The organism is Microbacterium sp. SORGH_AS_0421 (assembly GCF_030818635.1).
Classification (GTDB): domain Bacteria; phylum Actinomycetota; class Actinomycetes; order Actinomycetales; family Microbacteriaceae; genus Microbacterium.
Map to the genome: position 1 here is coordinate 2,514,046 of NZ_JAUTAO010000001.1, position 23,214 is coordinate 2,537,259.

Consider the following 23,214-nt stretch of genomic DNA (forward strand, 5'->3'; position numbering starts at 1 on the left):
CCGGCGGGGTACCTCGTCGTCGAGGCAGCGGCGTGGCATTCGAGACAAGGTAAGGGTATCCTTATCTCGTGATCACTGCCACGCGTCCCGCCTACCGCCCGTACGTCGCCGTGGTGAAGGAAGCGCGGCGACTCTCGCCGCACTTCGTGCGCGTGACGTTCACATCGCCCGACTTCGACGTCTTCGGCACCGACCGTCGCGACCAGCGCGTCAAGCTGGTCCTGCCCGGTCGGGACGGCACCGTCTGCGACATCGGACAGGAGGACCCGGACGCCATCGCCAACGGCGAGTGGTACATCCGCTGGCGCGACCTTCCCGACGAGCAGCGGATGCCGTTCCGTACCTACACCGTGCGCCGGATCGACCCCGAGGCGCGCGAGCTCGACATCGACTTCGTCGTGCACCACGACGCCGGCCCCGCGGGTTCGTGGGCCGAGGCCGCGACCGTCGGCGACCAGCTCGTGGTCGTCGGGCCCGACGCGCGCAGCCCCGAGTCGGCGCAGGGGATCGACTTCCATCCCGGTACGGCTCGTCGCATCGTGCTGGCCGGCGACGAGACCGCCGCTCCGGCGATCTGCGCTGTGCTCGAGGGTCTCGAGCCGGGTCTCGAGGTCGACGCGTTCATCGAGGTGCCCGATGTCGACGACGCCCTTCCGGTGCGAAGCGGCGATGCGCGCGTCACCTGGCTTCCGCGTGGCGAACGGCCCCACGGCGAGGCGTTGATCGAGGCCGTGGAGGCCTGGACCGCGGCATCCGGTGACGTTCTGGCGCGGGCGGCCGCGCCCCGCCCGCAGGTGCTCGAAGACATCGACCTCGACGTCGAGCTGCTGTGGGACAGTCCGGCCGACGCCGAGGGGGAGTTCTACGCCTGGATCGCGGGCGAATCGTCGACGGTCAAGCTGCTGCGCCGCATGCTCGTCTCCGGCTGCGGCGTCGACCGCGGGCGTGTGGCGTTCATGGGGTACTGGCGCGCGGGTCAGGTCGAGCGCACGGCGTAAGCGGCAGGTTCCACGCCCCACGAGACAAGCCCCGGCCGAGGCCGGGGCTTGTCTCGCTCTCGGAGCGTCAGGCCGTCTGCGCCTGCTCCGGCTCGGCCACCGTGTGGTGCCGACCGATCGGGATGACCATGGGCCGCCCGGTCAGCGGGTCGGGTACGACGCGGCTGTCGAGGCCGAAGACGCGGCGCACGGTCTCTTCGGTGAGGACCTCGGCGGGGTCTCCGGCGGCGATGACCTCGCCCTGCGCCATGGCCACGAGGTGGTCGGCGTAACGGGCGGCGAGGTTGAGGTCGTGGAGCACCATGGCCACCGTGGTTCCGCGGTCGCGATTGAGGTCGGCGAGCAGGTCGAGGACGTCGATCTGGTGGCTGATGTCGAGGAACGTCGTCGGCTCGTCGAGGAGCAGGACGTCGGTCTCCTGAGCGAGGGCCATCGCGATCCACACGCGCTGGCGCTGGCCGCCGCTGAGTTCGTCGACGGGGCGGTCGGCGAGGTGCGCGACGTCGGTGGCGTCGAGGGCGCGTGCCACCGCGGCGTCGTCGGCGCTCGTCCAGCGCGACAGCGCGCCCTGGTGGGGGTGGCGGCCGCGGCTGACGAGGTCGGACACGGCGATGCCGTCGGGGGCGATCGGCGACTGGGGGAGGAGCCCCAGCACTCGCGCGACCTGCTTGGTGGGCTGGCGGTGGATGGACTTGCCGTCGAGCAGCACCTGCCCCGCGGAGGGCGCGAGCAGGCGCGCCATGGCCTTGAGCAGCGTCGACTTGCCGCACGCGTTCGCGCCGACGATGGTCGTGACCTTGCCCGGCGGGATCTCCAGGTCGAGAGAGTGGACGATGGTCCGGTCTCCGTAGCCGAGGGTGACGCCCTCGGCTACCAGGGAGCGCTCGACGGTCATAGCGTGGTTCCTCCGGTTCGGCTGCTGCGAACGAGCAGGTAGATGAGATACGGCGCGCCCAGCACGCCGGTGATGACGCCCACGGGCAGACGCGTTCCGAACGCGTACTGGGCGCAGAAATCGGCCACGAGCACCAGCAGGGCGCCGAGGAGACCGGCGGGGAGCACGGGAGAGCCGACGGGGCCGAGCAGGCGTACGGCGATGGGGCCCGCCAAGAAGGACACGAAGGCGATGGGACCGGCCGCGGCGGTGCCGAAGGCCAGCAGGCCCACGGCCGCCACGATGAGCAGCAGGCGCGTGCGCTCGACGGGGAGCCCGACGGCGGCGGCGGTGTCGTCGCCCATCCGCAGGATCTCGAGGCGGCCGGACAGGGCGAGCAGGATCGGTCCGAGGATGACGACGGCTCCGGCGACCGGGAGGGCGCGGTCCCACGTGGCGTCGTTGAGGTTTCCGGTGATCCAGCGCATCGCGGCGGGAAGGTCCCACTCGGCGGCGCGAGAGATCACGTAGGACACGACCGCCTGGCACATCGCGGCGACGCCGATGCCGATGAGGATCAGCCGCGCACCGGACCCGCCCTTGCGGTAGGCGAGGAGGTAGATCGACAGGGCGACGGCGAGGGCCGCGGCCATCGCGACGACCGAGACGGCGGTCTCGCCCCACCCCAGCACGACGATTCCGAAGACAGCCGCGGCGCTCGCACCGGTGTTGATGCCGATCACGTCGGGGCTGGCGAGGGCGTTACGCAGCATCGACTGGAAGACGACACCGCCCATGCCGAAGCAGAGTCCCGTGAGAAGGCCGGTCAGCGCGCGGGGAAGGCGCAGTTCGCCGACCGTGAACGAGGCGCCGGCCACCCGTTGTCCGCTCAGCACGCCCCATACCTCGGCGGGGGTGTAGAAGGTCTGGCCGATCATGAGCGACAGGGCGAAGGCGACGACGACCGCGATCGCGAGGACGACCGTGACGAGCGTCCAGCGGTGACGGCGACGGCGGCGGCCGGCGACGACGGATGCCAGGGCATCGGGCACGACGCTCGCGGTGGCCACCCGTGGGGAGGTGTGCGTGCTCACAGGGCCCTCATCTTCTGGCGACGAACGAGGGCGATGAAGAAGGGGGCGCCGATCAGCGCGGTCACGATGCCGACCTCGATCTCTTCGGGGCGGGCGATGACGCGACCCACGATGTCGGACACGGTGAGCAGGATGCCCCCGCCTGCGGCCGAGACGGGGAGAAGCCAGCGGTGGTCGACCCCCACGAGCAGGCGGCAGATGTGCGGGACGACGAGACCGACGAAGCCGATCGGACCGGCCACGGCCGTCGCGGCGCCGCACAGGATGACCGCCCCTGCCGAGGCGACGAGGCGCGCCGTACGGACGCGAGCGCCGAGACCCGCGGCGAGCTCGTCGCCGAGAGCGAGGGTGTTCAGGGCCGACGCGCTCGCGAGGCAGACGAGGAGGCCCACCAGAAGGAAGGGCAGTACCTGCAGGATCGTGTCGGGGGTGGCGCCTCCCACGCCGCCGATCTGCCAGAAGCGGAAGACGTTCATGACGTTGATGCGGGGGAGCAGAATAGCGCTGATCAGCGAGCTGAACGCGACGGCGGTGACGGCTCCGGCGAGAGCCAGGCGCAGGGGCGTGGGTCCGCCTCGACCGAGCGACCCGATCGCGTAGACGAAGACGGCGGCCGCGGCCGCGCCGATCATGCCGGTCCAGATGTAGCCGGATGCCGAGCTGAGGCCGAAGAACGCGATGCCCGAGACGATCGCGAGCGACGCACCGCCGTTGATCCCGAGGATCTGCGGGTCGGCGAGAGGGTTGCGCGTGGCGCCCTGGAGTACGGCCCCGGCCACGGCGAGGGCGGCACCGACGAGCATGGCGAGGATGGTGCGCGGGACGCGCTTGCCGACCGCGGCGGCCGACGCGGTGTCGGTCGAGCCGGTGAGGCCGGCCCAGATGTCGGCGGGTGCGACGTCACGGGCTCCGAACGTCACGGAGAGCACGGCGACGACGGCCAGGGCCGCGGCGAACAGGACGACCCAGAGCACGCGTCGCCGCCCCCGTCGACGCGGATCTGCGTCGACGGGGGCGGTCGATGCCGGGGCGAGACGAGTCATCGCGCCGGTGCGGGGGAGAACGCGATCACTTGCCGGCCTTGTCGGCCGCCGCGCCCACGAGGCCGATGAAGTCGTCGCCGTACGAGGTGCCGATCGACAGCGGGCTGGGGTTGCCCGCCGCGGCGATCGAGGTGTTGTCGGTGAGCAGCGCGACGGCACCGCTCTTGATGGCGGGGATGCGCGACCACAGCGGGTCGGCCTGCAACTGGGTCAGGAGCGCCGGGGTTCCGTAACCGACGATGACGTCGACGTCGGCGAAGGACTCGATGTTCTCGGTGCTCTGCGTGAACCAGAACGTCTCGCTGTCCTTGCTCGCGGTCTCGACGGCCGACGAGGGGGTCATACCGAGCTCGGAGAGGTACAGCGCGCGGGGGTCCTTGAGCGAGTAGAAGCCGACGGTGCTCAGGTCGGTCGGGTCGAGCGAGGTGAACAGCGTCTTCTTGCCGGCGAGGGCGGGGTACTTCGCCGACTCGTCGGTCACGTGCTTCTCGAGGTCGCCGATCAGCTGCTCCGCCTGCTCTTCGCGGCCGAGGGCTTTGGCATCCGCCAGCGTCATCTGCTGCCAGGAGGTGCCCCACGCGATCTCGGGGAACGCCACGACGGGGGCGATCTTGCTCAGCGTGTCGTACTGCTCCTGCGTCATGCCGGAGTAGGCGCCGAGGATCACGTCGGGCTTGGCGTCGGCGATCGCCTCGTAGTCGAAACCGTCGGTCTCATCCATGAGCGTGGGTGTCTGCGCGCCGAGCTCGTCGAGCTTGTCCTTGACCCAAGGCAGCAGGCCGTCGCCGTCTTCGTCGCCCCAGGTGACCTTGGGCATGGCGACCGGGACGACGCCGAGGGCGAGCGCCGCCTCCTGGTTGCCCCAGCTGACGGTGACGACGCGCTGCGGCTCCGCCTCGATCGTGGTCTCGCCGAAGGCGTGGTCGATTGTGACGGGGAAGGAACCCGATGCCGACGTCGACGAACCTTCCTGGCCACCCGGCGCGGCTGAGGTACCGGCGCAGCCGGTGAGGACGAGGGCGGTACCGACGGCGAGGGCCGCCAGAGCGCGGAATCGGGACACGAAGAGCCTCCTGCGTATTAAGTAAGGATAGGCTTAGGTTAGTTCAGGGATCGGGTGAGAACGCAAACTCAGAGGGTGATGGACCGGGGGATTCGTCTCGGTATCGAGGTAACCTCGACCGCCGTTCCGACGTGTCCGCTGCGCCACGTCGGTAACCCGTCCACGACGAGATAGCGGGCTGTCGGCGGGCATGCAGGGGTGCGTCTTATACTGGGTGGCTGGCCATGTCGGCCACTCCCCATCCCCGAAGAACGGACGTTCGCTGTGCTCGCCGTGCACGACCTCGAGATCCGCGTGGGTGCCCGCGTGCTCATGTCCGACGTGGCGTTCCGCGTCTCCGACGGCGACAAGATCGGCCTCGTCGGGCGTAATGGCGCCGGCAAGACGACGCTGACCAAGGTGCTCGCCGGAGACCTGCTGCCCGCCAACGGCGGCGTGGACCGCTCGGGTGAACTCGGTTACCTGCCGCAGGACCCGCGCTCGGGCGACCCCGAGATGCTGGCGCGCACCCGCATCCTCGACGCCCGCGGCCTGGGCTCGCTCGCCCTCGGCATGCACGAGGCGTCGATGGCCATGGGTGACGACGACCCCGCCGTCGCCGCGAAGGCCATGAAGAAGTACGCGAACTTCACCGAGCGCTTCGAGGCGGCCGGCGGATACGCGGCCGAGGCCGAGGCGGCATCCATCGCCCACAACCTCTCGCTTCCCGACCGCATCCTCGATCAACCGCTGAAGACCCTCTCGGGTGGTCAGCGTCGCCGTATCGAGCTCGCGCGCATCCTCTTCTCCGACGCGCAGACGATGATCCTCGACGAGCCGACCAACCACCTCGACGCCGACAGCGTCGTGTGGCTGCGCGAATTCCTCAAGGGCTACAAGGGCGGGCTCATCGTGATCTCGCACGACGTCGAGCTCGTCGGCGAGACCGTCAACCGCGTCTTCTACCTGGATGCCAATCGCCAGGTCATCGACGTCTACAACATGAACTGGAAGAACTACCTGCGCCAGCGGGTGGCCGACGAGGAGCGTCGCAAGAAGGAGCGCGTCAACGTCGAGAAGAAGGCCACGGCGCTGCAGCTGCAGGCCGCACGCTTCGGCGCCAAGGCCTCGAAGGCCGCAGCCGCGCACCAGATGGTCGCGCGCGCCGAGAAGATGCTCTCGGGCCTCGACGAGGTGCGTGCCGAAGAGCGTGTCGCGAAGCTGCGGTTCCCCAAGCCCGCGCCCTGCGGCAAGACGCCGCTCATGGCTTCCGGTCTGTCGAAGTCATACGGGTCGCTCGAGATCTTCACCGATGTCGACCTCGCCATCGACCGCGGTTCGCGCGTGGTCATCCTCGGGTTGAACGGTGCGGGAAAGACCACGCTGCTGCGTATTCTCGCCGGAGTCGACCAGCCCGACACCGGTCAGCTCGAGCCCGGGCACGGCCTGAAGATCGGCTACTACGCCCAGGAGCACGAGAATCTCGACGTGAACCGCTCGGTGCTCGAAAACATGATGTCGTCGGCCCCGCACATCACCGCGACCGAGGCCCGCAAGGTGCTGGGATCGTTCCTTTTCGTCGGCGACGACGTGTTGAAGCCCGCCGGGGTCCTCTCGGGTGGCGAGAAGACGCGCCTGTCGCTCGCCACGCTCGTCGTCTCGTCGGCCAACATGCTGTTGCTCGACGAGCCCACGAACAACCTCGACCCCGCCTCGCGCGAGGAGATCCTCGGCGCGCTGTCGCACTACGAGGGCGCCGTCGTGCTCGTCTCGCACGACGAGGGCGCCGTCGAGGCGCTGAACCCCGAGCGCGTGCTGATCCTGCCCGACGGTGTCGAGGACATCTGGGGTCGCGACTACGCGGATCTGATCACACTGGCGTAGCGGGTCGCGAAGGGCCGTGGTGCGTGGCACCATCGCCGAGTGACCCGTCAAGAGATTCCTGAAGATGTCAGGGCGATCGTCTTCGATGTCGGCGAGACGCTGGTGGACGAAACGCGTCTGTGGGGTGCCTGGAAATCCGTCCGTCCCGCGCTCAGCGGGCGTCGAGCAGGGCGTCCTCATCGTCGGCGTCGCGGTCCTTCGGACGTTTGCGCGAGCGGTGCAGGGCGACCGGGTCGACGCGACGGCGCTCACCGGAGGGCTTCTCGGGCGAGGGGAGGGGTTCGATCAGCGCGTCCTCGTCGTCCTCGTCTTCGTCCTCTTCGCGGCGGAGCTTGCGCTCGTTGATGATCACGTAGGTGATGAAACCGAAGCCCATCACGGCGAAGAGGATCCACTGCACCGCGTACGAGAGGTACGGTCCGGGGTCGTTGCTCGGTGGATCGACCGGGGCGGGGGCGGTCGCGGGAGCGGGGGATTCCGACATGAGCAGGCCGTACGCGCCCTGCTCGATGGGGCCGGCCTGCTCCTCCACGAGTCCGAGATTAATGGTGGGTACCTGACCCGCCTCGGCGGTGCGACCCGAGGTCGGGGCGGCCTCTTCGGGGCGCAGACGGACCTCGACGGTCACGTCGCCGGAGGGCGGCGCGGGGATGTCGTCGGGTTCCGACTGCTGGTTGCCCGGGGGGAGCCAACCGCGGTCCACGAGGAACGTGCGGCCGTCGTCGAGTCGGAACGGCACGAGCTGTTCGAAGGCCGCCGAGCCCCCGTGCGCGCGGTTGCGGACCAGCAGCTGCTCGTCGGCGACGTACTGCCCCTGCATGCGCACGGGACGCCACTCGTCTCCCGGTTTCATCTCGGCGCCGGGGGCGAGCAACTCCGCGAGGGGGACCGGGGTCGCGTCGTAGTTGTCGGCGACGAGCTGCAGTTGCTCGCTGCGCTCGGCGTTGCGCGAGAACTGCCAGTTCGAGAGGAACCCGCAGGCGATCGCGAAGAGGATCGCGATACCGACGTAGATCGCCCAGCGCCCGGCCGCGGGCATCTCACGCGCGCTCATCGCGGGCACCTCTCGATGCGCACGTTCATCTCGACCGAACAGACCACGCCTTCCAGGGTACGTCCGACGGCAGGGCGTTCACGCGCGATCGCTCGAGAGGGCGGCGACCTCGACGGGGAAGTCGCGGGCGCTGAGGAACTCGCGCAGATAGGCGACGTGCTCGTCGCAGGCGACCCAGGTCTTGCGGCGGTCGGCCGCGTGGATGCGCGGGTTGCGCCAGTGGATCGCCCAGACGGCGGCTTCTCGGCATCCGGCCCGCGAGCATTCGGCGGGCTCGTCGCTCACGAGCGGTCGTCGCGCGGAGGGTCGAGGCGCGGGGTCTCGGCGATACGGATGACCAGCGGGCCCTCGGCAGCGGCTGCGGGAGCGGGGACGGCCGAGGGAGCTTCGATGGCGCGCTCCGGGTTGATCGCCTCGGTGGAGCCTTGGTCGGCGCCGACGTTGGCGACGATGACGGCGAGATAGGGCAGGAAGATCGCTCCGGCCGCGAACACGAAGGTGTACCAGCCGTAGGGAGTGATGACGGCCATCGCGATGAAGCACGCGATGCGGATCCCCATCATCACCATGTACTTGGTGAAACGGGAATCGGCGTCCTCCCTCGGTGCCTTGGGGAGCGACGTCGCGGACTGAGCGGTGTGCGATGTCTTCACAGTGGTATCAGGGTACGCCCGTGGGGATGACACGGGGTGCGCTCTCGGGCCGACTCTTCGACATCGTGACAAGCCGCCGGGCGCCTGAGCGCCCGGCGGCTTGATCGCGACCGTCAGGCGCCGTAGCGCGAGCCGCTGGAACCGGCGCTGCCGGCGATGAGGATCGAGATCCCGATGATGAAGAGGATGACGAACAGGAGCGTCACGTAGCCGATGATGACACCCGCAAGCGCCATTCCGCGGCCGCGCTCGCCCCGCTCCTTGATCTGCTTGAGCGAGATGTGCCCCATGATGACACCGGCGATCGATCCCACCACCGGGAGGATGAGCACGAAGCCGACGAGGGATGCCACCAGCGACACGATCGCCAGGACGTTGGTGCGCGCGGGGGCGGCGTAGCCGCCGCCGTAGCCGTACGCCGCGTTCGGGGCGCCGTACGCGGGCTGTCCGTAGGTCGAGGTCGTGGGCTGCCCGTACGCCGGTGCGCCGTAGGCGGGCGCGCCGTAGGCTGCACCGGCCTCGGGCGCGGGTGCGCCGTAGGCGGGGGCCTCGGGCGCGGGTGTGTGGGATGCCGGGGCTTCCGGCGTCGGGGTTCCGTAGGGCGTAGCGGTGTCCGCCGGAGCGCCGGAAGGTGCCGCGGACGCCGACGTCCCCGCTGCCTCGTACGGGGGAGCCGGGGGCGTGTCGCTCTGCGGAGCGTACGGCGACGACGGCTGGTCGCCGCCGTTCGCGTTGTCGGACCCGATGTGCTCGGGATGCTGCGGGTCGGTGGTGCGGTCGTCGCTCACGGGAGCCCCTTTCGTCGCGCGTTCCTCCAGCGTTCCAGCGGCGCAGACCCCGTGTCAAACCTCGGCGGGCGAGGCGGGGGAGTCGCCTCGGTAGGCTAGGGCGGTTCCGTCACCGCAAGCGCAGGAGTCTCACCATGTCCCAGGACCGCGTCGTCGTCGTCACCGGAGGAAACCGGGGCATCGGTCGAGCCATCGCCGAGCGTTTCGTCGCCGAGGGATGGAAGGTCGCCGTGACCGCCCGCTCCGGTGAGGGCCCCGAGGGAACCCTGACCGTGCGCGCCGACGTGACCGACGCCGCCGCCGTGGACGCCGCCTTAACCCAGGTGGAAGCCGAGCTCGGCCCGATCGCAGTGGTCGTAGCGAACGCCGGTGTGACGAAGGACACCCTGTTGCTCCGCATGAGCGAGGACGACTTCGACAGCGTCGTCAACACCAACCTCGGTGGCGCCTTCCGCGTGGTCAAGCGCGCTTCCAAGGGCATGCTCAAGGCGCGCTGGGGTCGTGTCATCCTCATCTCGAGCGTCGTCGGTCTGTACGGTTCGGCCGGTCAGATCAACTACGCCGCCTCCAAGAGCGCGCTCGTCGGCTTCGCCCGCTCGCTCACGCGGGAACTCGGCGGTCGCGGGATCACGGCGAACGTCGTGGCACCGGGCTTCATCGAGACCGACATGACGGCCGAGCTTCCCGCCGACACCCAGTCCGAGTACAAGAAGAACATCCCCGCCGGACGTTTCGCCTCTCCCGACGAGGTCGCCGGAGTCGTCACGTGGCTCGCCGGTGACGACGCCGCGTACATCTCGGGTGCCGTGATTCCGGTCGACGGCGGCCTCGGCATGGGGCACTGACGCCGGGAGTCCGGCTCACCCCAGAACCCGAAGGCCCGGCGCGACACCATCGCCCTATCGATCGGGCCCGGTTTCTCACCGCACCGCGGCGACCAGCTTCTCGGCGAACCGCTGGGGCTGCGAGAACTGCGGCCAGTGGCCGGAGCCGAGCCGCACGACCTCGAGACTGTCGAGGCGGTCGACCTCTTCGGCGTACGCACCCCACTCGGCGAGCACCCGCGGGAGGGCTTCTGCATCGAGCTGCCCCGACAGGATCGTCACGGGCACGGTGAATCGCCGCTCGTCGCTCAGGGTGATCCGCGAGCTCGGAACGCGGCCGGGCACATCGACGACCTGCTGCGCGGTGCGCTCTCGCGTCTGTGGGTCGAGGTCGGCGACGTCGTCTTCGTCGAAGAAGTCCCACCCGGGGAAGTGCACGACACCGTCCCCGATGGGAATTCGGAGATCATCGCGCCCGGATGCGGCACGATCGTGTCGACGAGGATGACGCGCGCGACCTGGTCCGGCCGGCGGTCGGCCGCACCCCAGACGACGTTGCCGCCACCGGAGTGCCCGACGAGGATCACCCGGCCACCGATGCGGTCGATCTCTGCGACGACCGCATCGACCCAGTCGTCGACGACCAGATCGCCCACGGCTGGTCCAGGCAGAGTCAACGGATGCGGACGATGGTCGGCCGCCTCGAGGGCGGGGGTGATGTCGTCCCACGACGACGCGTCGAGCCAGAGACCGGGAACCAAGATGACGTCCATGCGGCGAGGGTAGAACGGGCCTCCGACATCGGGAAGGGGACCGTCGCGTCGGCTCGGTGGGGCGGCAGGCCGCCGCCGGGGGGAGAGTCCGAGGCGGTCGTCAGCCCGGGGCGCCCCGTCAGCGGGGGAGGAGGGCGACGACCTGCGCGAGGTCGACGGGGCCGACCACGAGATCCGCGCGCTCGCGCACGGCGGGCTTGGCGTTGAACGCGAGACCGAGTCCCGCGGTCGCCATCATCTCGAGGTCGTTCGCGCCATCTCCGATCGCGAAGGTGAGGGGGAGGGGAACACCGAGCTCGGCGGCCCAGCGACGGAGCGTGTCGGCCTTGGCCGTGGCATCCACGATGTCTCCGTCGACCTCTCCCGTGAGAGCTCCGTCGACGGCCACGAGCCGGTTCGCGCGCCAGAGGTCGACGCCCAGGCCGGGAGCCACGGTGTCGAGAACCTCGTGGAACCCGCCCGACACGACGCCGACGACCCCGCCGCGCTCGTGCACGGCGGCGATCAGCTCGCGCACGCCCGGGGTGGGGTCGATGCGCGCGATCGCCCGCTCGAACGCCTCGGTGGGTACGCCCGCCAGTGCGTGCACCCGCGAGCGCAGGCTCGTGGCGAAGTCGACCTCGCCGCGCATCGCGGCTTCGGTGGCGGCGGCCACCTCGGCACCCCGGCCGGCCTCGTCGGCGAGGAGCTCGATGACCTCGTTGCGGATCAGCGTGGAATCGGCATCGAGGACGACGAGGAAACGGGCGGTCGCAGGCACGCGCTCCACGCTAGCGGTTCGAGGAACGCGCTTCCGTCCATGCCCGACTGTTCCGCTTGCTGTGCTGCGGTGCCGGGCCGGCAACCCAGCTACAGGTCACAGGGACGCCATGCGGTCGAGCATCTCCCGACCCGCGGGCCACCCGCCGAGACCACTGGCGGAGTTCAGGTGTCCGAGTGCGCCGGCCACCTCCAGATCACTGCCCCAGCTCCCTGCGAGCTCCTGGGCCACCTTCAGATCGCAATACGGGTCGTTCGTGCTGACCACGACCACACTCGGGCAGGGCAGCGGACGTGCGGCAACACTCAGGAAGGTCGGGGCGGCGTCGGCGGGGAACGCCTCACCCGTCGGGTCCGGCGGTGCGACGAGGAGCGCTCCTCGGGCATGCCCGTGGCTCGCCTGCTGCAACCACTCCGATGCCGCCCAGCATCCGAGACTGTGCGCGATCAGCACGACATCCCCATCGCGCGACTGCACGACCTCGACCGCTCGCGCGATCGCCCCGACCCAGTCCTGGAGGTCCGGCTGAGACCACGACCCTGGCTCGATACGGACGGCGGTTTCGCTGCCCCACTGCTGCTCCCACAGAGTCTGCCAATGCGAATCGTCCGACCCGCCGATTCCCGGGACGATCACGTATCCCACCACGTTCCACCTCTGCTTCTCTCGCTCGTGGGAGCCTGAGACGAGGCTCCGCGATCGAGCATGATGGGATCATCGCGAACGCGCACGCTCAGCAAGCGATCCCTAAGGAGGGGGAGCGAAAGACGATGGAACCATTGGACCGAGTCGACCGCCGGATCCTCGAGCTGCTCCAGCACGACGGACGGCTCACCGGTGCGGAGGTCGGCCGCCGGGTCGGCTTGTCGCAACCCGCTGCCAGCGCGCGCATCTCACGCCTCGAGAAAGCAGGGGTCATCTCCGGCTACCGCGCTATCGTTCACGCGAGCACGGTGGGTCTGAACATCCGGGCCGTCGTCCGCTTGCGCACGACGCACGCGCAGCTCGGCCCCGCCCTGCAGCTCGCTTCGGAGACGAACGAGATCGCGTCGACGCTCCGCGTGACCGGAGAGGACTGCCTCATCTTCGACGTCCATTGCGCCGACGCGGCTCGACTGGAGAGGATCGTCGACTCCCTGGCGCGCTACGGCCCGGTCACCACCGCGCTCGTCTTGCGCGAGTACCCTTCCAAGCCCCTCATGCCGGCGGACGTCGACAACTCGATGGCCACCAGCTCGACGCGGCCGTGACAGTCGCGGGGTCGTCGCGCGGTGTCCGCCGAGGCTGTTCCGGCGTCCCCCGCTTTTCCCGGGCAGATGCCGCCGCACGCCTCCCGCGGCGTCACGCGGGGTCATCGTGCGACGCCCCCGCGTAGGCTCGTCCGGTACCCCCCCGCTTCCTCCGAAGGGACCTCCCCATGGCCGACGTCGAAAGCTTCACCCTGGATCACACCGCCGTGCTGGCGCCGTACGTGCGCCTCATCGGTACCGAGTCGGGTCCGCGCGGCGATGTCATCTCGAACTTCGACCTGCGTCTCGTGCAGCCGAACGAGCAGGAGATCCCCACCGCCGGGCTCCACACCATCGAGCACCTTCTCGCCAGCCTCGTGCGCGATCGCATCGACGGTCTGATCGACATCTCGCCGTTCGGCTGCCGCACCGGCTTCCACGTGATCATGTGGGGCGAGCCCGAGGTCGCGGCCCTCGTCGACGCGATCTCCGACTCGCTGCGCGCGATCGCCGAGGACGTGGAGTGGGACGACGTCCCCGGCACCGACGCTTTCAGCTGCGGCAATTACCGCGACCACAGCCTGCACACGGCGAAGGAGTGGTCGAAAGCCGTTCTCGCCAAGGGCATCTCGCGCGACGCGTTCGAGCGCGTGGGGGTCTGAGAGAGGGCCTCTCCGCGCGAGCGCGTCTCACCCGGCCCGCGTCGCAGGCGCCCATCCCGTGCGACGGCCTCGGGCGCGATGGTGAGAAGATCGCTCTCCCGACGAGAGAGGGGCGGTGACCAGCTCGGTCACCGCCCCTCTTCTGCACCCGGAGCCGTGCGGCATCCGGAGCCGTCTCGATCGCTAGGCGTGGACGTGCACGTCCTTGCCGACGACGGTGATGCCCGTCTCGGTCACGGTGAATCCGCGGGCGAGGTCGCGCTCGCGGTCGACGCCGATGGTCGCGCCGGGCTCGAGGACGACGTTCTTGTCGAGGATCGCACGGTGGATCCGCGCGCCCGCGCCGACCTGCACGCTGTCGAAGAGCACCGAATCGGTGATCGTCGAGCCGCCCCCGGCGAGGGCCCACGGGCCGACGACGCTGCGCTCGAGGTGCGTGCCCGAGAGCACGGAACCGAGAGACACGATCGAGTCGATCGCGTTGCCGATGCGTCCGACGGAGTCGCGCACGAACTTCGCCGGCGGGGCGTTGAAGGTCTGCGAGTAGATCGGCCAGTCGTTGTTGTAGAGGTTGAACACGGGCAGGGTCGAGATCAGGTCCATGTGCGCGTCGTAGAACGACTCGATCGTGCCGACGTCACGCCAGTACGACTGATCGCGCGGGGTGGAGCCGGGCACGTCGTTGCGGTTGAAGTCGTAGACGGCGGCCTCACCGCGATTGACGAAGTAGGGCACGATATCGCCGCCCATGTCGTGCGCCGAGGTCGGCAGCTCCCCGTCGTGGGCGACGGCTTCGACCAGGGCGTCGGTGTCGAAGATGTAGTTGCCCATCGAGGCGAGCACCTCGTGGGGGGCATCGGCCAGTCCCTCGGGGTTCTGCGGCTTCTCGAGGAAGGCGCGGATCTTCGTCGGGTCGGTGGGGTCGGTGTCGATCACGCCGAACTGGTTCGCGAGCGAGATCGGTTGACGGATGCCGGCGACCGTCGCCCGCGCGTCGGAGGCGATGTGGGCGTCGAGCATCTGCTTGAAGTCCATGCGGTACACGTGGTCGGCGCCGATGACGACGACGATGTCGGGCTTCTCGTCGCGGATCAGGTTCATCGACTGCAGGATCGCGTCGGCTGAGCCCGAGAACCATCGCTTACCGAGTCGCTGCTGGGCCGGGACAGAGGCGACGTACGCGCCGAGCATCGGCGACATGCGCCACGTCTGCGAGATGTGGCGGTCGAGGCTGTGCGACTTGTACTGCGTCAGCACGACGAGCTGACGCAGTCCCGAATTGATCAGGTTCGATATCGCGAAGTCGATCAGGCGGTACTGGCCGCCGAAGGGGACGGCGGGTTTGGCGCGGTCCGCCGTCAGGGGCATGAGTCGCTTTCCCTCGCCGCCGGCGAGGATGATTCCGAAGACCTTCGGCGCTGCAGGCATGGCACCACCCTAGGGCTCAGGGAAGCGAGCGGGAACACGTTCACGGCGCGTCTCTGCCTGTACTACGGTTCGTCTCATGCGCGTCGACATCGTGACCAAGGAGTACCCGCCGGAGATCTACGGCGGAGCCGGGGTCCACGCCACCGAACTCGTGAAGGCGCTGCGCGCCGAGGGCACCGAGGTGCAGGTGCGCGCGTTCGGCGCGTCGCGCGAGGAGGCGGACACGACCTCGTACGGCGTGCCCGCCGAGCTGGCGTCGGCTAACGGGGCCATCCAGACGCTCGGCACCGATCTGGCGATCGTGTCCGACATCGCGGGCGCCGACGTCGTGCACTCCCACACCTGGTACGCGAACTTCGCGGGTCACCTGGCGTCGCTTCTCCACGGCATCCCGCATGTCGTCACCGCTCACAGCCTCGAACCGCTCCGCCCGTGGAAGGCCGAACAACTCGGTGGCGGCTACGCGGTGTCGAGCTACATCGAGAAGACCGCGTACGAGGGCGCTGCGGCGGTCGTCGCGGTCAGCTCGGGCATGCGCGACGACATTTTGCGCAGCTACCCCTCGCTCGACCCCGACAAGGTGCGGGTCATCTACAACGGCATCGACACCGAGTCATGGCATCCGGTGTCGGACGACGACTTCCTGCGGTCGCAGGGAATCGACCCCGCACGTCCGTCGGTCGTGTTCGTCGGTCGCATCACCCGTCAGAAGGGCCTGCCGTATCTGCTGCGTGCGGCGGAGCAGCTTCCGCCCGAGGTGCAGGTGATCCTGTGCGCGGGAGCTCCCGACACCCCGCAGATCATGGCCGAGGTCCAGGAGCTCGTGCGGGGACTGCAGGCCACCCGCGACGGGGTCGTCTGGATCGAGCGACTGCTGCCGCGCCACGAGCTGTGCGCCATTCTCACGGCCGCGACCACGTTCGTGTGCCCCTCGGTGTACGAGCCCCTGGGCATCGTGAACCTCGAGGCCATGGCGTGCGGTGCCGCGGTGGTGGGAACGGCGACGGGCGGTATTCCGGAGGTCGTCGTGGACGGCGTGACCGGCCGCCTCGTGCCGATCGACCAGGTGCAGGACGGCACGGGAACGCCCGTGGATCCCGAGCGTTTCGTCGACGACCTCGCCCGTGTGCTGACGGAGGTGTCGATGGATGCCGAGAAGGCCCGGGCCTACGGACGCGCCGGACGCCAGCGCGCGGTCGATGACTTCAGCTGGGCGGCGATCGCGGAGACCACTGCGGCGCTGTACGCGGAGGTTGCGGGAAAGTAACTCGCGGTGCTCGTCGGGGGCGCGGTGGCGTTGTGCGCGGCGGTTGCGGGGAGGGAGTTCCGGGCGGTCGTCTAGGCGCGGTGGTGCTGTGCGCGGCGGTTGCGGGGAGGGAGCTCGCGGTGGTCGTCGGGGGCGTGGTGGTGCTGTGCGCCCGGGTCCTGCGCTGGCCGTGGCCCGCTGTCCACAGGGGCCGCGTGGCATCCGATTCTCTCCGGCTCGGACAGTAGGCTGGAGGCATGCCCCAGGTTCTCGAGTTCTCCGACGTCGTCGTCCGCCGGAACGCGCGGGACATCGTGTCCCACCTCGACTGGACGGTGTCGGATGACCAGCGCTGGGTCGTCCTCGGCCCGAACGGTGCGGGGAAGACGACGGTCCTCCAGCTCGCCGACACGCTGCTGCACCCCACGTCGGGTTCGGTGACGATCCTCGGCGAGCGTCTGGGGCGCACCGACGTGTTCGAGCTCCGCCCGCGCATCGGGTTCGCGTCGTCGGCGATGGCGCGTCGCGTGCCGCCGGAAGAGACGGTGCTCGACGTCGTGCTCACGGCGGCCTTCTCAGTCGTCGGTCGCTGGCGCGAGGACTACGACGACATCGACGAGCGTCGCGCACTGCGCGTGCTGGCCGAGTGGAAACTCGACCACCTCGCCGACCGCACCTTCGGCACCCTGAGCGACGGCGAGCAGAAGCGCGTGCAGATCGCCCGCGCGGTCATGACCGACCCCGAGCTGTTGCTGCTCGACGAGCCGACGGCCAGCCTCGACCTCGGAGCGCGCGAAGAACTGCTGGCTCTGCTGTCCGGTTACGCACAGGCTCCCACCACGCCCGCGATGGTCATGGTGACGCACCACGTCGAGGAGATCCCCGTCGGGTTCACGCACGTTCTTCTTCTGCGTGACGGTGAGGTCGTGGCATCCGGGCCCCTCGACGAGGCGCTGACGGCCGAGAACCTCTCCAAGACGTTCGGGCTCGACATCACGCTCACGCACGAAGCCGGGCGCTGGGCGGCTCGCGCCTCCTGATCCGATCGGCGCTCGAATCACGGGGCCGCGGCCCGGAGCTGGGCCTGGTAGACTCTTCCGTTGGTGCCATCGGCGCCGCAGACTTTGACGTCCTGGCAGAATCCAGGACACCACTTCTCAAAGGACCTCCCATGAAGACTGACATCCACCCCACGTACAAGGCCGTCGTGTTCCGCGACCTCGGTTCGGGCGACACGTTCCTCACCCGTTCGACCGTGTCCAGCGACAAGACGATCGAGCTCGACGGCGTGGAGTACCCCGTCATCGACGTGGAGATCTCGTCGGCTTCGCACCCGTTCTACACGGGCAAGCAGCGCATCATGGACTCGGCCGGTCGCGTCGAGAAGTTCAACCAGCGCTTCAAGAACTTCGGCGGTCGTTGATCCGCAGCGGTTCTCGCAGCGAAAGCCCCTCGTCCTTCGGGATGGGGGGCTTTCGCGTTACACGGGGAGCGCGTTGAAGCACGTTCGTTTTCCTGCGCGTGAGCGGATTGTTCTGCGGTATTCGCCTGACGCGGACGGGCGCTGCAACCGCCGCCGAGCTGTGGACCCTGAGAAACCCGGTGAACTTCGTGGGGCGGCGATGACCTCTGAGTCGCGTACCGCTGCGGGGTGGTGAGAGGGCTCGGCGGAATGTCTTCGGTTGTGCGGTGCTGTCGGCTCGTGGCGCGGGGTCGCCGTGCGGGTTGAGGGACGGGCGGGTGGTGGCGGACGTTCGCCGGGCTGGTTCGGGCCGGTGTTGCGGGAGCGGCTCGTGGCGTGGGTTCGCCGCGCGGGTTGAGGGACGGGCGGGACGGCCGGGTGGTGGGGGAGGTTCGCCGGACTGGTTCGGGCCGGCGTTGCGCGTGCCTCGTGGCGCGGGGTCGCCGCGCGGGTAGAGGGTCTGGCGGGACGGCCGGGTGGTGGGGGGAGATTCGCTCAGCCGTTTCAGGCCGGTGCTGCGCGACCGGCTTGTGACCGGAGTTCGCCGGATCGCTCGAAGGCGCCCAGGTCGTCTCGGCGGTCCGCCCACATGCGCTGGTCGCGACGGACGTCTTCCACGACAGCGGGGTCGATGTCGGCGATGGCCAGCCCTTCGCGTTCGCCGACGGCCGCGATGCGGCGTCCCAGCGGGTCGAAGATGGCCGAGCCGCCGATGAAGTCGCTCGGAACGCCGACGAGACCGCTGTAGACGACGTAGATGCCGTTGTCGAGCGCACGTGCGGCCAGGTGAAGATCGCGGCGGCGGCCACCGCCCGGAAAATATGCGCCGCTGTTGAGATAGACGGTGGCGCCGGCAGCCGCAGCCGCGGCGGCATGCTCGGGAAAGTTCGCGTCATAACAGACCGATAAGGCGAACTCGACGTCGCGGATTCGGAACGAGTATCCACGCGCGCCGGAGGTGAAGAAGGCGCGCTCGGGCGAGTGGAGGTGTTGCTTGGAGTACGCGGGGTAGGGCGGTTGGCCGGGGGTGAACAGGAGGTCGGTCAGCGTTCGTCGATCGCCCGCCTGGAGCGCGGTATTCACTACGGCGGCGACGCCCGTCTCGTCGACAGCCTCCTGCAGCGGGGCGAGCCACGCGCGGTCCGCGATGCTCGGCAGCGCACCGGCGAAAACGGTCTCGTCGTAGCCGGTGAGGAACGCCTCGGGAAAGAGGACGACGTCTGCTCCGGCCGCGTCGCTTTCGATGACGAACCGCGCGGCGCGCGCGACGTTGACCTCGACGGCGGCGGGGACGGCCTCGGCCTGGACGGTGGCAATGCGGGCGGTCACGAGAGCAGTTTGACAGGTCAGGGGCGCGTCGTTGCGGTCGGCGGTGGCGGGGCGGGCAGGGCGCGGAAGTGGATCGGTGTTGGTGTCGGGTCTGGGATCGGGGCAGCGGTAGCGCGGTGCGGTCAAGGGGGAGGCCCAGGGCTGGGTCGGGGCCTCGAGCAGGGGCAGGCGACGGCGGCGGGTGCGCGGCGCGGTGCGGAAGTGTGCAGGGGTTGGGGGCGGATTCGAGATCGGGCAGCGGCCCGGCGGTGAGCCCGGGTTGGGGTCGGGGCCGGACTCGGAATCGGGGCAGCGGCGCGGGCGCAGCGAGACCCGGGGTCGAGTCGGAGCCTGGACCAGTGCAGGCGATGCCAGCAGGTGCGCGGCGCGGCCCAAAGATCGGGCGGGGTCGGGGTCCGGGCCGGGTTTGCGGGAGCGGCCGCGCGGTGCGGGCGCAGGAAGGGCAGGATCGGGGTTCAGTCAGGGGGAAGCGGTGCGGGAGGAGAGGGCCACGGGAGGGCCGGGTCCAAGGCAACGCGACTGCCGGTGTGGAACAGCGCGTGCGTCGGTGCAGGGCGAACCGAGCTCGCGGTCCGGTCTCATCGCGGCGGTCTCGCCACGTCGTTCCTAGAACGGCGGTGGATCTGTCCCGTATCTCCCACCGAGGGGAGAGGTCCAGGCGCTGTCGCCGCCGGCCCCGTGGTCGATATCCCAGCGGCTCTCGTGGCGCAGGCGATGGTGATGGCGGCATTTGGGGTCGAGGTTGTCATCATCGGTGGTTCCGCCGTCGGCCCACGCGGTGCGGTGATCGATGTCGCACTCGCGTGCAGCGCGACCGCACCCGGGGAAGACGCAGGTGGGCGAGGTGACACCGAGCCACCGGCGGAGGGCGACGGGAATCCGGTACGTCTTGCGGTCGAGTATGAGCGGGGCGCCGGTCACCGGATGGGTGAGGAGTCGGATCCATGAGGTCGCGGTGCTGGCCAAGCGCCGCGCCGTGTCGAGATCGATCGGCCCGTACCCCTCGAGCGTTGCGGGCTCGCTGCTGTGACCCAGGAGGGTGAGCGCGGGGATCGTGACGACGACGGTCGCTGAAGGCGCGGCTCGGAAGGTGCGCGGGGCGGTAGGTGAATCATGGGGTGCGTCGGGTGAGGGTGCGGGTGCGGGTCGCGGGGCTCCGGTTTCGTGAGCGCTGGATGATCCGCGGGGCTCGGCGTGCCGTATGTCGGGTGGGTAGGGCGCGCGTAGCGCTTCGCCCGGTGAATGAGGCCTCGGGCCTGCACCATCGACCGCTTGAGGGGAGGGGCCGACGGTGCCGTCAGCCGGGGTCGGGTCCATCGATGCGGGCACCGGGTCGTCCGTCATCGTCACCAGGTCCGCGAGGGCGTCTGCTCGCAGTTGCGCGAGTGTGCGCTCTTCGTCGGGCGCAGCGCGCAGGTGCCGAGCTGCCTGGTCGAGGCGCGACATCACGGCGCGAGCGCGGTCAGCGGGGAGAAGCGCGTGCAGCGAAGCATGCCGTCGAGCTCGGCTCTCATCCACACGCCGCGCTCCTCTGCAGCCCGACGGTGACGGGTCTCGATGGACTCGGCGTGGACGCGCTCGCGAATGGCGCGGGCCGCCACGGCGAACTTCGCCGGGGGCAGGGCCAGCGCCTGCGCGCACGCTTCGTCGTCGAAGCGCCGAAAGGCGTCGGCGTCGCCGGCGGGGAGGGTCGAAGCCATCCGGGCCGCGTCGACGGCGTGCTTCTCGGAAAAGCGCCCCTCACCGAAGGCGGTCCACAGCATTGGGCAACCGACGGCCAGCGTCCGCGCGTGAGCGGCCCTCGTCCGGACCGTCTGTTCGGACAGATGCAGGCGCACCGCGATCTCGGCGACAGCGGCGCGTTCCGCGAGGTCGACGCGGTCGCGCCGCACGGCGCCGGGCGTGCGGCCTCGGGAATCACTCCAGGCGCGATCCACCGTGGGGTCGGGTCCGACCCACGGTGTGGGGTCGAAGGCGGCATCGTCGAGGATCGCCAGGATCAGACGGTACTCGTCGGCGGTCGCACGCTGCCGATCCCTGACGACGCACTCGAGGTGCCCCAATCGCGCGTCGATGTCGGAGACCCCTGCGGCTTCGCTGCCGGACGGGTCGATGACGTCGTCCCACTCCCACTCCCAGGTCGCGGCACCGTCGGGGGCATGAAGAGTGTGCGGCACCCGCAGCGGCGCGCTGCGGGCGAGAGAGGGAGACACAGGGTTCGCCGACGGGGCCTCGTCGCCCGTCGACCATTGAACATCGCCGCTCTCGCGAAAAGCAGCCCATGCGGCTTCGAGCTCGAGCTCGTCGTCGCTGGGCCAGGGCGCGCCGTCGCACTCTCGGAACACCGGCGTCGGCCGGTCTTCGGAGCGTGCGATGCGGGTCATGGGAGAACGGTATCGCCGACCTCCGACATTGGGTCGGGGTCGCATTCACTTGGTGAATCCGAGTCTCAAGGGCGACCTCGCACGCGAGTCCGGTGAAGGCCGGCGAGTGCAGGGGTAGAGCAGGGGTGGTCGCGGAACTCCCTCAACGCTGCTCCTCAGTGGCCGCGCTCGTGACCTCTTCGCCTAGGAGAGGGGGAGGAGCAGGCCTGGACCGGGCGTCGGGCCTTGCTCCTGACCGGGGCGGCACCTGGGGTCAGGTTGGTGTCGAGGCGGTGGGGGCGGTGTTGGGGCCGGGAATGGGGTGAGAGCAGGTTCGGATCGTGGGGGCGGTGTTGTGCACCGGGACGGGGGTGAGAGCAGGCTCGGATCGGGGCGTCGGGTCTTGCTCCTGACCGGGGTGGGACCTGGGTTCAGGCTCGTGTCGTGGTGTGGGGGGCGGTGTCGTGCACCGGGACGGGGGCGAGAGCAGGTCCGGGTCGCGGTGTCGGGGTCGGGTGGGTGGTGTTTCGACCGGGGCGGGATCGGAGGTCGGGTGTGTGTCGTGGTGGCCGGTGGTGGGGGCGGAGCTTCGACCGGTGAGGAAACGGGGTTCGGGTTTCGGTCGTGTGGTCCGCTCGCGCGAGTCGTGTTTCGCGCCGGAATCGGAGAGGGGTTCGGGCTCGGATCGTCGCGCCGGCTCGTATGAGTGTGCTTTTCGACCAAGCGAAGAGGTCGGCTCAGGTGCAGCTCGATGGTGTCGGGCTCGTGCGGATGGGGTGTTCAGCGGGTAGGGCGATCAGGTCGCACACTCGATCGCCGTGCCGGGAAGGCGCCCGGGCGCCCGGTGAGATTCGATGCTGTCGGATGCCGGGAGCCCGAGACCGGTCGTCCGGGCGTCAGCGGATCGGCCAAGCCCCGTCGATCGCGGGAGCGGTGGCATCCAGCCGGCCGATCTTCACGAAGTACTCCGTGAGGCTCTCGGCTTGCGCGCGGGCCCAGGCGATCTGGCGGGTATGGAGCTCGTCGAGGGTCGAGGGGAGCCACGGCCCGAACTTCTCGGCGAGCGCCAGGGCGAGTCGCCCCGCAGCGACCGCGTCGGCGCAGGCCTCGTGGGCGGATTCGAGCGGCACACGGTAGTGCTCGGCGACGACCGAGAGCGTGCGCTTGCCGCGGCGGTACCGGTCGAAGGTCTTGTCGACCACGAGGGGGTCGATGACGGGGGAGGGGGCGGCGATCGGGGTCACGCCATGACGCACGGCTTCGTTCTTCAGCATCGAGAAGTCGAAGGGCGCGTTGTAGGCGACGACCGGGATGCCGGCGGCGAACAGCGACCCGAGAGCCTCGACGACCTCGGCCACCACGCGCGGCGCCGGAGCACCGTCGGCGCGGGCGCGATCGGTGGAGATGCCGTGGATGGCCGCGGCTCCCGCCGGGATCTCGACGCCGGGGTCGGCGAGCCAGTCGCGCGCGTCGACGACGTTGCCTTCGGCGTCGAGTACACCCACGTGCGCGGTGACGATGCGATCGTTCTCGACATCGATCCCCGTGGTCTCCAGGTCGAACACGCCGACGAGGCGCGCCCACTCGGGCGTCTGGAAGAGGGGGAGCGGCTCGGCCTGCCACGTGGTCATGCGCTCACGGTAGAGGGGAGCTCCGACATCACCGTCGAGGCGCGCAGAGCGGGGTGGATGACGAAGAGCGCTCGATC

General features: G+C 69.9%; 24 protein-coding genes. 8 read left to right on the top strand and 16 right to left on the bottom strand.

Translation table 11 applies throughout. The features are described from left to right. Window positions 1-68 precede the first annotated feature (68 nt). Complete coding sequence (locus QE416_RS11995) at window positions 69-998, top strand: siderophore-interacting protein (protein WP_307316489.1); 930 nt, start codon at window positions 69-71, stop codon at window positions 996-998. A 67-nt stretch (window positions 999-1,065) separates the two neighbouring features. Here QE416_RS11995 and QE416_RS12000 read toward each other — a convergent pair whose 3' ends face one another. Genes QE416_RS12000 through QE416_RS12015 form a run of 4 tightly spaced genes read right to left on the bottom strand, consistent with a single transcriptional unit; the run spans window position 1,066 to window position 5,072 of the window. Continuing rightward, window positions 1,066-1,893 carry an ABC transporter ATP-binding protein gene (locus QE416_RS12000; RefSeq protein WP_267787451.1) on the bottom strand — a complete coding sequence of 276 codons (828 nt, stop codon included), beginning with the start codon at window positions 1,891-1,893 and terminating at the stop codon, window positions 1,066-1,068. Next, window positions 1,890-2,966 carry a FecCD family ABC transporter permease gene (locus tag QE416_RS12005; protein WP_373458854.1) on the bottom strand — a complete coding sequence of 359 codons (1,077 nt, stop codon included), beginning with the start codon at window positions 2,964-2,966 and terminating at the stop codon, window positions 1,890-1,892. Before QE416_RS12005 ends, QE416_RS12000 begins: the two co-directional genes overlap by 4 nt. Beyond that, window positions 2,963-4,009: an iron ABC transporter permease gene (locus QE416_RS12010; protein WP_267787450.1), complete on the bottom strand. Its 1,047-nt coding sequence runs from the start codon at window positions 4,007-4,009 to the stop codon at window positions 2,963-2,965. Before QE416_RS12010 ends, QE416_RS12005 begins: the two co-directional genes overlap by 4 nt. A gap of 25 nt (window positions 4,010-4,034) precedes the next feature. Beyond that, window positions 4,035-5,072, bottom strand: coding sequence for an iron-siderophore ABC transporter substrate-binding protein (locus tag QE416_RS12015; RefSeq protein ID WP_210076614.1), 1,038 nt, complete (start codon window positions 5,070-5,072; stop codon window positions 4,035-4,037). Between the two features lie 264 nt (window positions 5,073-5,336). Here QE416_RS12015 and QE416_RS12020 point away from each other — a divergent pair, with 264 nt between their 5' ends. Continuing rightward, window positions 5,337-6,935: an ABC-F family ATP-binding cassette domain-containing protein gene (locus tag QE416_RS12020; RefSeq protein ID WP_210076612.1), complete on the top strand. Its 1,599-nt coding sequence runs from the start codon at window positions 5,337-5,339 to the stop codon at window positions 6,933-6,935. A 151-nt stretch (window positions 6,936-7,086) separates the two neighbouring features. On the opposite strand, the gene QE416_RS12025 is transcribed toward QE416_RS12020, so the two are convergent. The 4 genes from QE416_RS12025 to QE416_RS12040 form a co-directional block, all read right to left on the bottom strand. Further along, window positions 7,087-7,989 (bottom strand): SURF1 family protein, encoded by a 903-nt coding sequence (locus QE416_RS12025; RefSeq protein WP_307316497.1) that lies wholly within the window; start codon window positions 7,987-7,989, stop codon window positions 7,087-7,089. A 78-nt stretch (window positions 7,990-8,067) separates the two neighbouring features. Continuing rightward, window positions 8,068-8,274, bottom strand: coding sequence for a hypothetical protein (locus QE416_RS12030; protein ID WP_210076610.1), 207 nt, complete (start codon window positions 8,272-8,274; stop codon window positions 8,068-8,070). Continuing rightward, complete coding sequence (locus tag QE416_RS12035) at window positions 8,271-8,642, bottom strand: DUF3099 domain-containing protein (protein ID WP_307316498.1); 372 nt, start codon at window positions 8,640-8,642, stop codon at window positions 8,271-8,273. The genes QE416_RS12030 and QE416_RS12035 overlap by 4 nt, the downstream gene beginning before the upstream one ends. Before the next feature lie 113 nt (window positions 8,643-8,755). Continuing rightward, on the bottom strand, window positions 8,756-9,430 hold the full coding sequence (locus QE416_RS12040; protein ID WP_307316501.1) for a DUF4190 domain-containing protein: 675 nt from the start codon (window positions 9,428-9,430) through the stop codon (window positions 8,756-8,758). A gap of 134 nt (window positions 9,431-9,564) precedes the next feature. Between QE416_RS12040 and fabG the strand changes: the two genes are divergently transcribed. Beyond that, window positions 9,565-10,275, top strand: a complete 711-nt coding sequence (gene fabG, locus QE416_RS12045; protein WP_307316504.1) for a 3-oxoacyl-ACP reductase FabG — start codon at window positions 9,565-9,567, stop codon at window positions 10,273-10,275. A 75-nt stretch (window positions 10,276-10,350) separates the two neighbouring features. Here fabG and QE416_RS12050 read toward each other — a convergent pair whose 3' ends face one another. The 4 genes from QE416_RS12050 to QE416_RS12065 form a co-directional block, all read right to left on the bottom strand. Beyond that, window positions 10,351-10,542: an alpha/beta fold hydrolase gene (locus QE416_RS12050; RefSeq protein WP_307316507.1), complete on the bottom strand. Its 192-nt coding sequence runs from the start codon at window positions 10,540-10,542 to the stop codon at window positions 10,351-10,353. Window positions 10,543-10,562: 20 nt separating this feature from the next. Further along, window positions 10,563-11,027, bottom strand: coding sequence for an alpha/beta fold hydrolase (locus QE416_RS12055; protein ID WP_307316510.1), 465 nt, complete (start codon window positions 11,025-11,027; stop codon window positions 10,563-10,565). 118 nt (window positions 11,028-11,145) lie between these two features. Beyond that, window positions 11,146-11,787 carry a phosphoserine phosphatase SerB gene (serB, locus tag QE416_RS12060; protein ID WP_307316512.1) on the bottom strand — a complete coding sequence of 214 codons (642 nt, stop codon included), beginning with the start codon at window positions 11,785-11,787 and terminating at the stop codon, window positions 11,146-11,148. Window positions 11,788-11,883: 96 nt separating this feature from the next. After that, complete coding sequence (locus QE416_RS12065; RefSeq protein ID WP_307316514.1) at window positions 11,884-12,435, bottom strand: alpha/beta hydrolase; 552 nt, start codon at window positions 12,433-12,435, stop codon at window positions 11,884-11,886. A 122-nt stretch (window positions 12,436-12,557) separates the two neighbouring features. Here QE416_RS12065 and QE416_RS12070 point away from each other — a divergent pair, with 122 nt between their 5' ends. Continuing rightward, on the top strand, window positions 12,558-13,037 hold the full coding sequence (locus tag QE416_RS12070; protein WP_307316517.1) for an Lrp/AsnC family transcriptional regulator: 480 nt from the start codon (window positions 12,558-12,560) through the stop codon (window positions 13,035-13,037). A 167-nt stretch (window positions 13,038-13,204) separates the two neighbouring features. Then, window positions 13,205-13,678 carry an S-ribosylhomocysteine lyase gene (locus QE416_RS12075; protein WP_210076596.1) on the top strand — a complete coding sequence of 158 codons (474 nt, stop codon included), beginning with the start codon at window positions 13,205-13,207 and terminating at the stop codon, window positions 13,676-13,678. Window positions 13,679-13,861: 183 nt separating this feature from the next. On the opposite strand, the gene glgC is transcribed toward QE416_RS12075, so the two are convergent. Then, on the bottom strand, window positions 13,862-15,106 hold the full coding sequence (gene glgC, locus QE416_RS12080; protein WP_210076594.1) for a glucose-1-phosphate adenylyltransferase: 1,245 nt from the start codon (window positions 15,104-15,106) through the stop codon (window positions 13,862-13,864). Window positions 15,107-15,182: 76 nt separating this feature from the next. On the opposite strand from glgC, the gene glgA reads away from it, so the two are divergent. The 3 genes from glgA (at window position 15,183) to QE416_RS12095 (ending at window position 17,775) form a co-directional block, all read left to right on the top strand. Next, window positions 15,183-16,373, top strand: coding sequence for a glycogen synthase (glgA, locus tag QE416_RS12085; protein WP_267787441.1), 1,191 nt, complete (start codon window positions 15,183-15,185; stop codon window positions 16,371-16,373). A 236-nt stretch (window positions 16,374-16,609) separates the two neighbouring features. Further along, window positions 16,610-17,392: an ABC transporter ATP-binding protein gene (locus QE416_RS12090; protein WP_210076589.1), complete on the top strand. Its 783-nt coding sequence runs from the start codon at window positions 16,610-16,612 to the stop codon at window positions 17,390-17,392. Window positions 17,393-17,523: 131 nt separating this feature from the next. Beyond that, entirely contained in the window at window positions 17,524-17,775 is a 252-nt protein-coding gene (locus tag QE416_RS12095; protein ID WP_013586710.1) for a type B 50S ribosomal protein L31, read from the top strand. A 543-nt stretch (window positions 17,776-18,318) separates the two neighbouring features. Here QE416_RS12095 and QE416_RS12100 read toward each other — a convergent pair. The 3 genes from QE416_RS12100 to QE416_RS12115 all read right to left on the bottom strand — a co-directional run bounded on the left by QE416_RS12100 (window position 18,319) and on the right by QE416_RS12115 (window position 23,137). Beyond that, window positions 18,319-19,143, bottom strand: a complete 825-nt coding sequence (locus tag QE416_RS12100; RefSeq protein WP_307316527.1) for a carbon-nitrogen hydrolase family protein — start codon at window positions 19,141-19,143, stop codon at window positions 18,319-18,321. 1,445 nt (window positions 19,144-20,588) lie between these two features. After that, window positions 20,589-21,527, bottom strand: a complete 939-nt coding sequence (locus QE416_RS12110) for a DUF222 domain-containing protein (RefSeq protein WP_307316531.1) — start codon at window positions 21,525-21,527, stop codon at window positions 20,589-20,591. A gap of 875 nt (window positions 21,528-22,402) precedes the next feature. Beyond that, window positions 22,403-23,137, bottom strand: a complete 735-nt coding sequence (locus QE416_RS12115; protein ID WP_210076583.1) for an exonuclease domain-containing protein — start codon at window positions 23,135-23,137, stop codon at window positions 22,403-22,405. Between the last annotated feature and the right edge of the window lie 77 nt (window positions 23,138-23,214).

What these genes read in the sequence shown, in the direction of transcription:
- QE416_RS12000 (WP_267787451.1), bottom strand. Translation starts at nt 1,893, where the DNA reads ATGACCGTCGAGCGCTCCCTGGTAGCCGAGGGCGTCACCCTCGGCTAC.
- QE416_RS12010 (WP_267787450.1), bottom strand. Translation starts at nt 4,009, where the DNA reads ATGACTCGTCTCGCCCCGGCATCGACCGCCCCCGTCGACGCAGATCCG.
- QE416_RS12025 (WP_307316497.1), bottom strand. Translation starts at nt 7,989, where the DNA reads ATGAGCGCGCGTGAGATGCCCGCGGCCGGGCGCTGGGCGATCTACGTC.
- fabG (WP_307316504.1), top strand. Translation starts at nt 9,565, where the DNA reads ATGTCCCAGGACCGCGTCGTCGTCGTCACCGGAGGAAACCGGGGCATC.
- QE416_RS12055 (WP_307316510.1), bottom strand. Translation starts at nt 11,027, where the DNA reads ATGGACGTCATCTTGGTTCCCGGTCTCTGGCTCGACGCGTCGTCGTGG.
- QE416_RS12070 (WP_307316517.1), top strand. Translation starts at nt 12,558, where the DNA reads ATGGAACCATTGGACCGAGTCGACCGCCGGATCCTCGAGCTGCTCCAG.
- QE416_RS12075 (WP_210076596.1), top strand. Translation starts at nt 13,205, where the DNA reads ATGGCCGACGTCGAAAGCTTCACCCTGGATCACACCGCCGTGCTGGCG.
- glgC (WP_210076594.1), bottom strand. Translation starts at nt 15,106, where the DNA reads ATGCCTGCAGCGCCGAAGGTCTTCGGAATCATCCTCGCCGGCGGCGAG.
- glgA (WP_267787441.1), top strand. Translation starts at nt 15,183, where the DNA reads ATGCGCGTCGACATCGTGACCAAGGAGTACCCGCCGGAGATCTACGGC.
- QE416_RS12090 (WP_210076589.1), top strand. Translation starts at nt 16,610, where the DNA reads ATGCCCCAGGTTCTCGAGTTCTCCGACGTCGTCGTCCGCCGGAACGCG.
- QE416_RS12095 (WP_013586710.1), top strand. Translation starts at nt 17,524, where the DNA reads ATGAAGACTGACATCCACCCCACGTACAAGGCCGTCGTGTTCCGCGAC.
- QE416_RS12110 (WP_307316531.1), bottom strand. Translation starts at nt 21,527, where the DNA reads ATGACCCGCATCGCACGCTCCGAAGACCGGCCGACGCCGGTGTTCCGA.
- QE416_RS12115 (WP_210076583.1), bottom strand. Translation starts at nt 23,137, where the DNA reads ATGACCACGTGGCAGGCCGAGCCGCTCCCCCTCTTCCAGACGCCCGAG.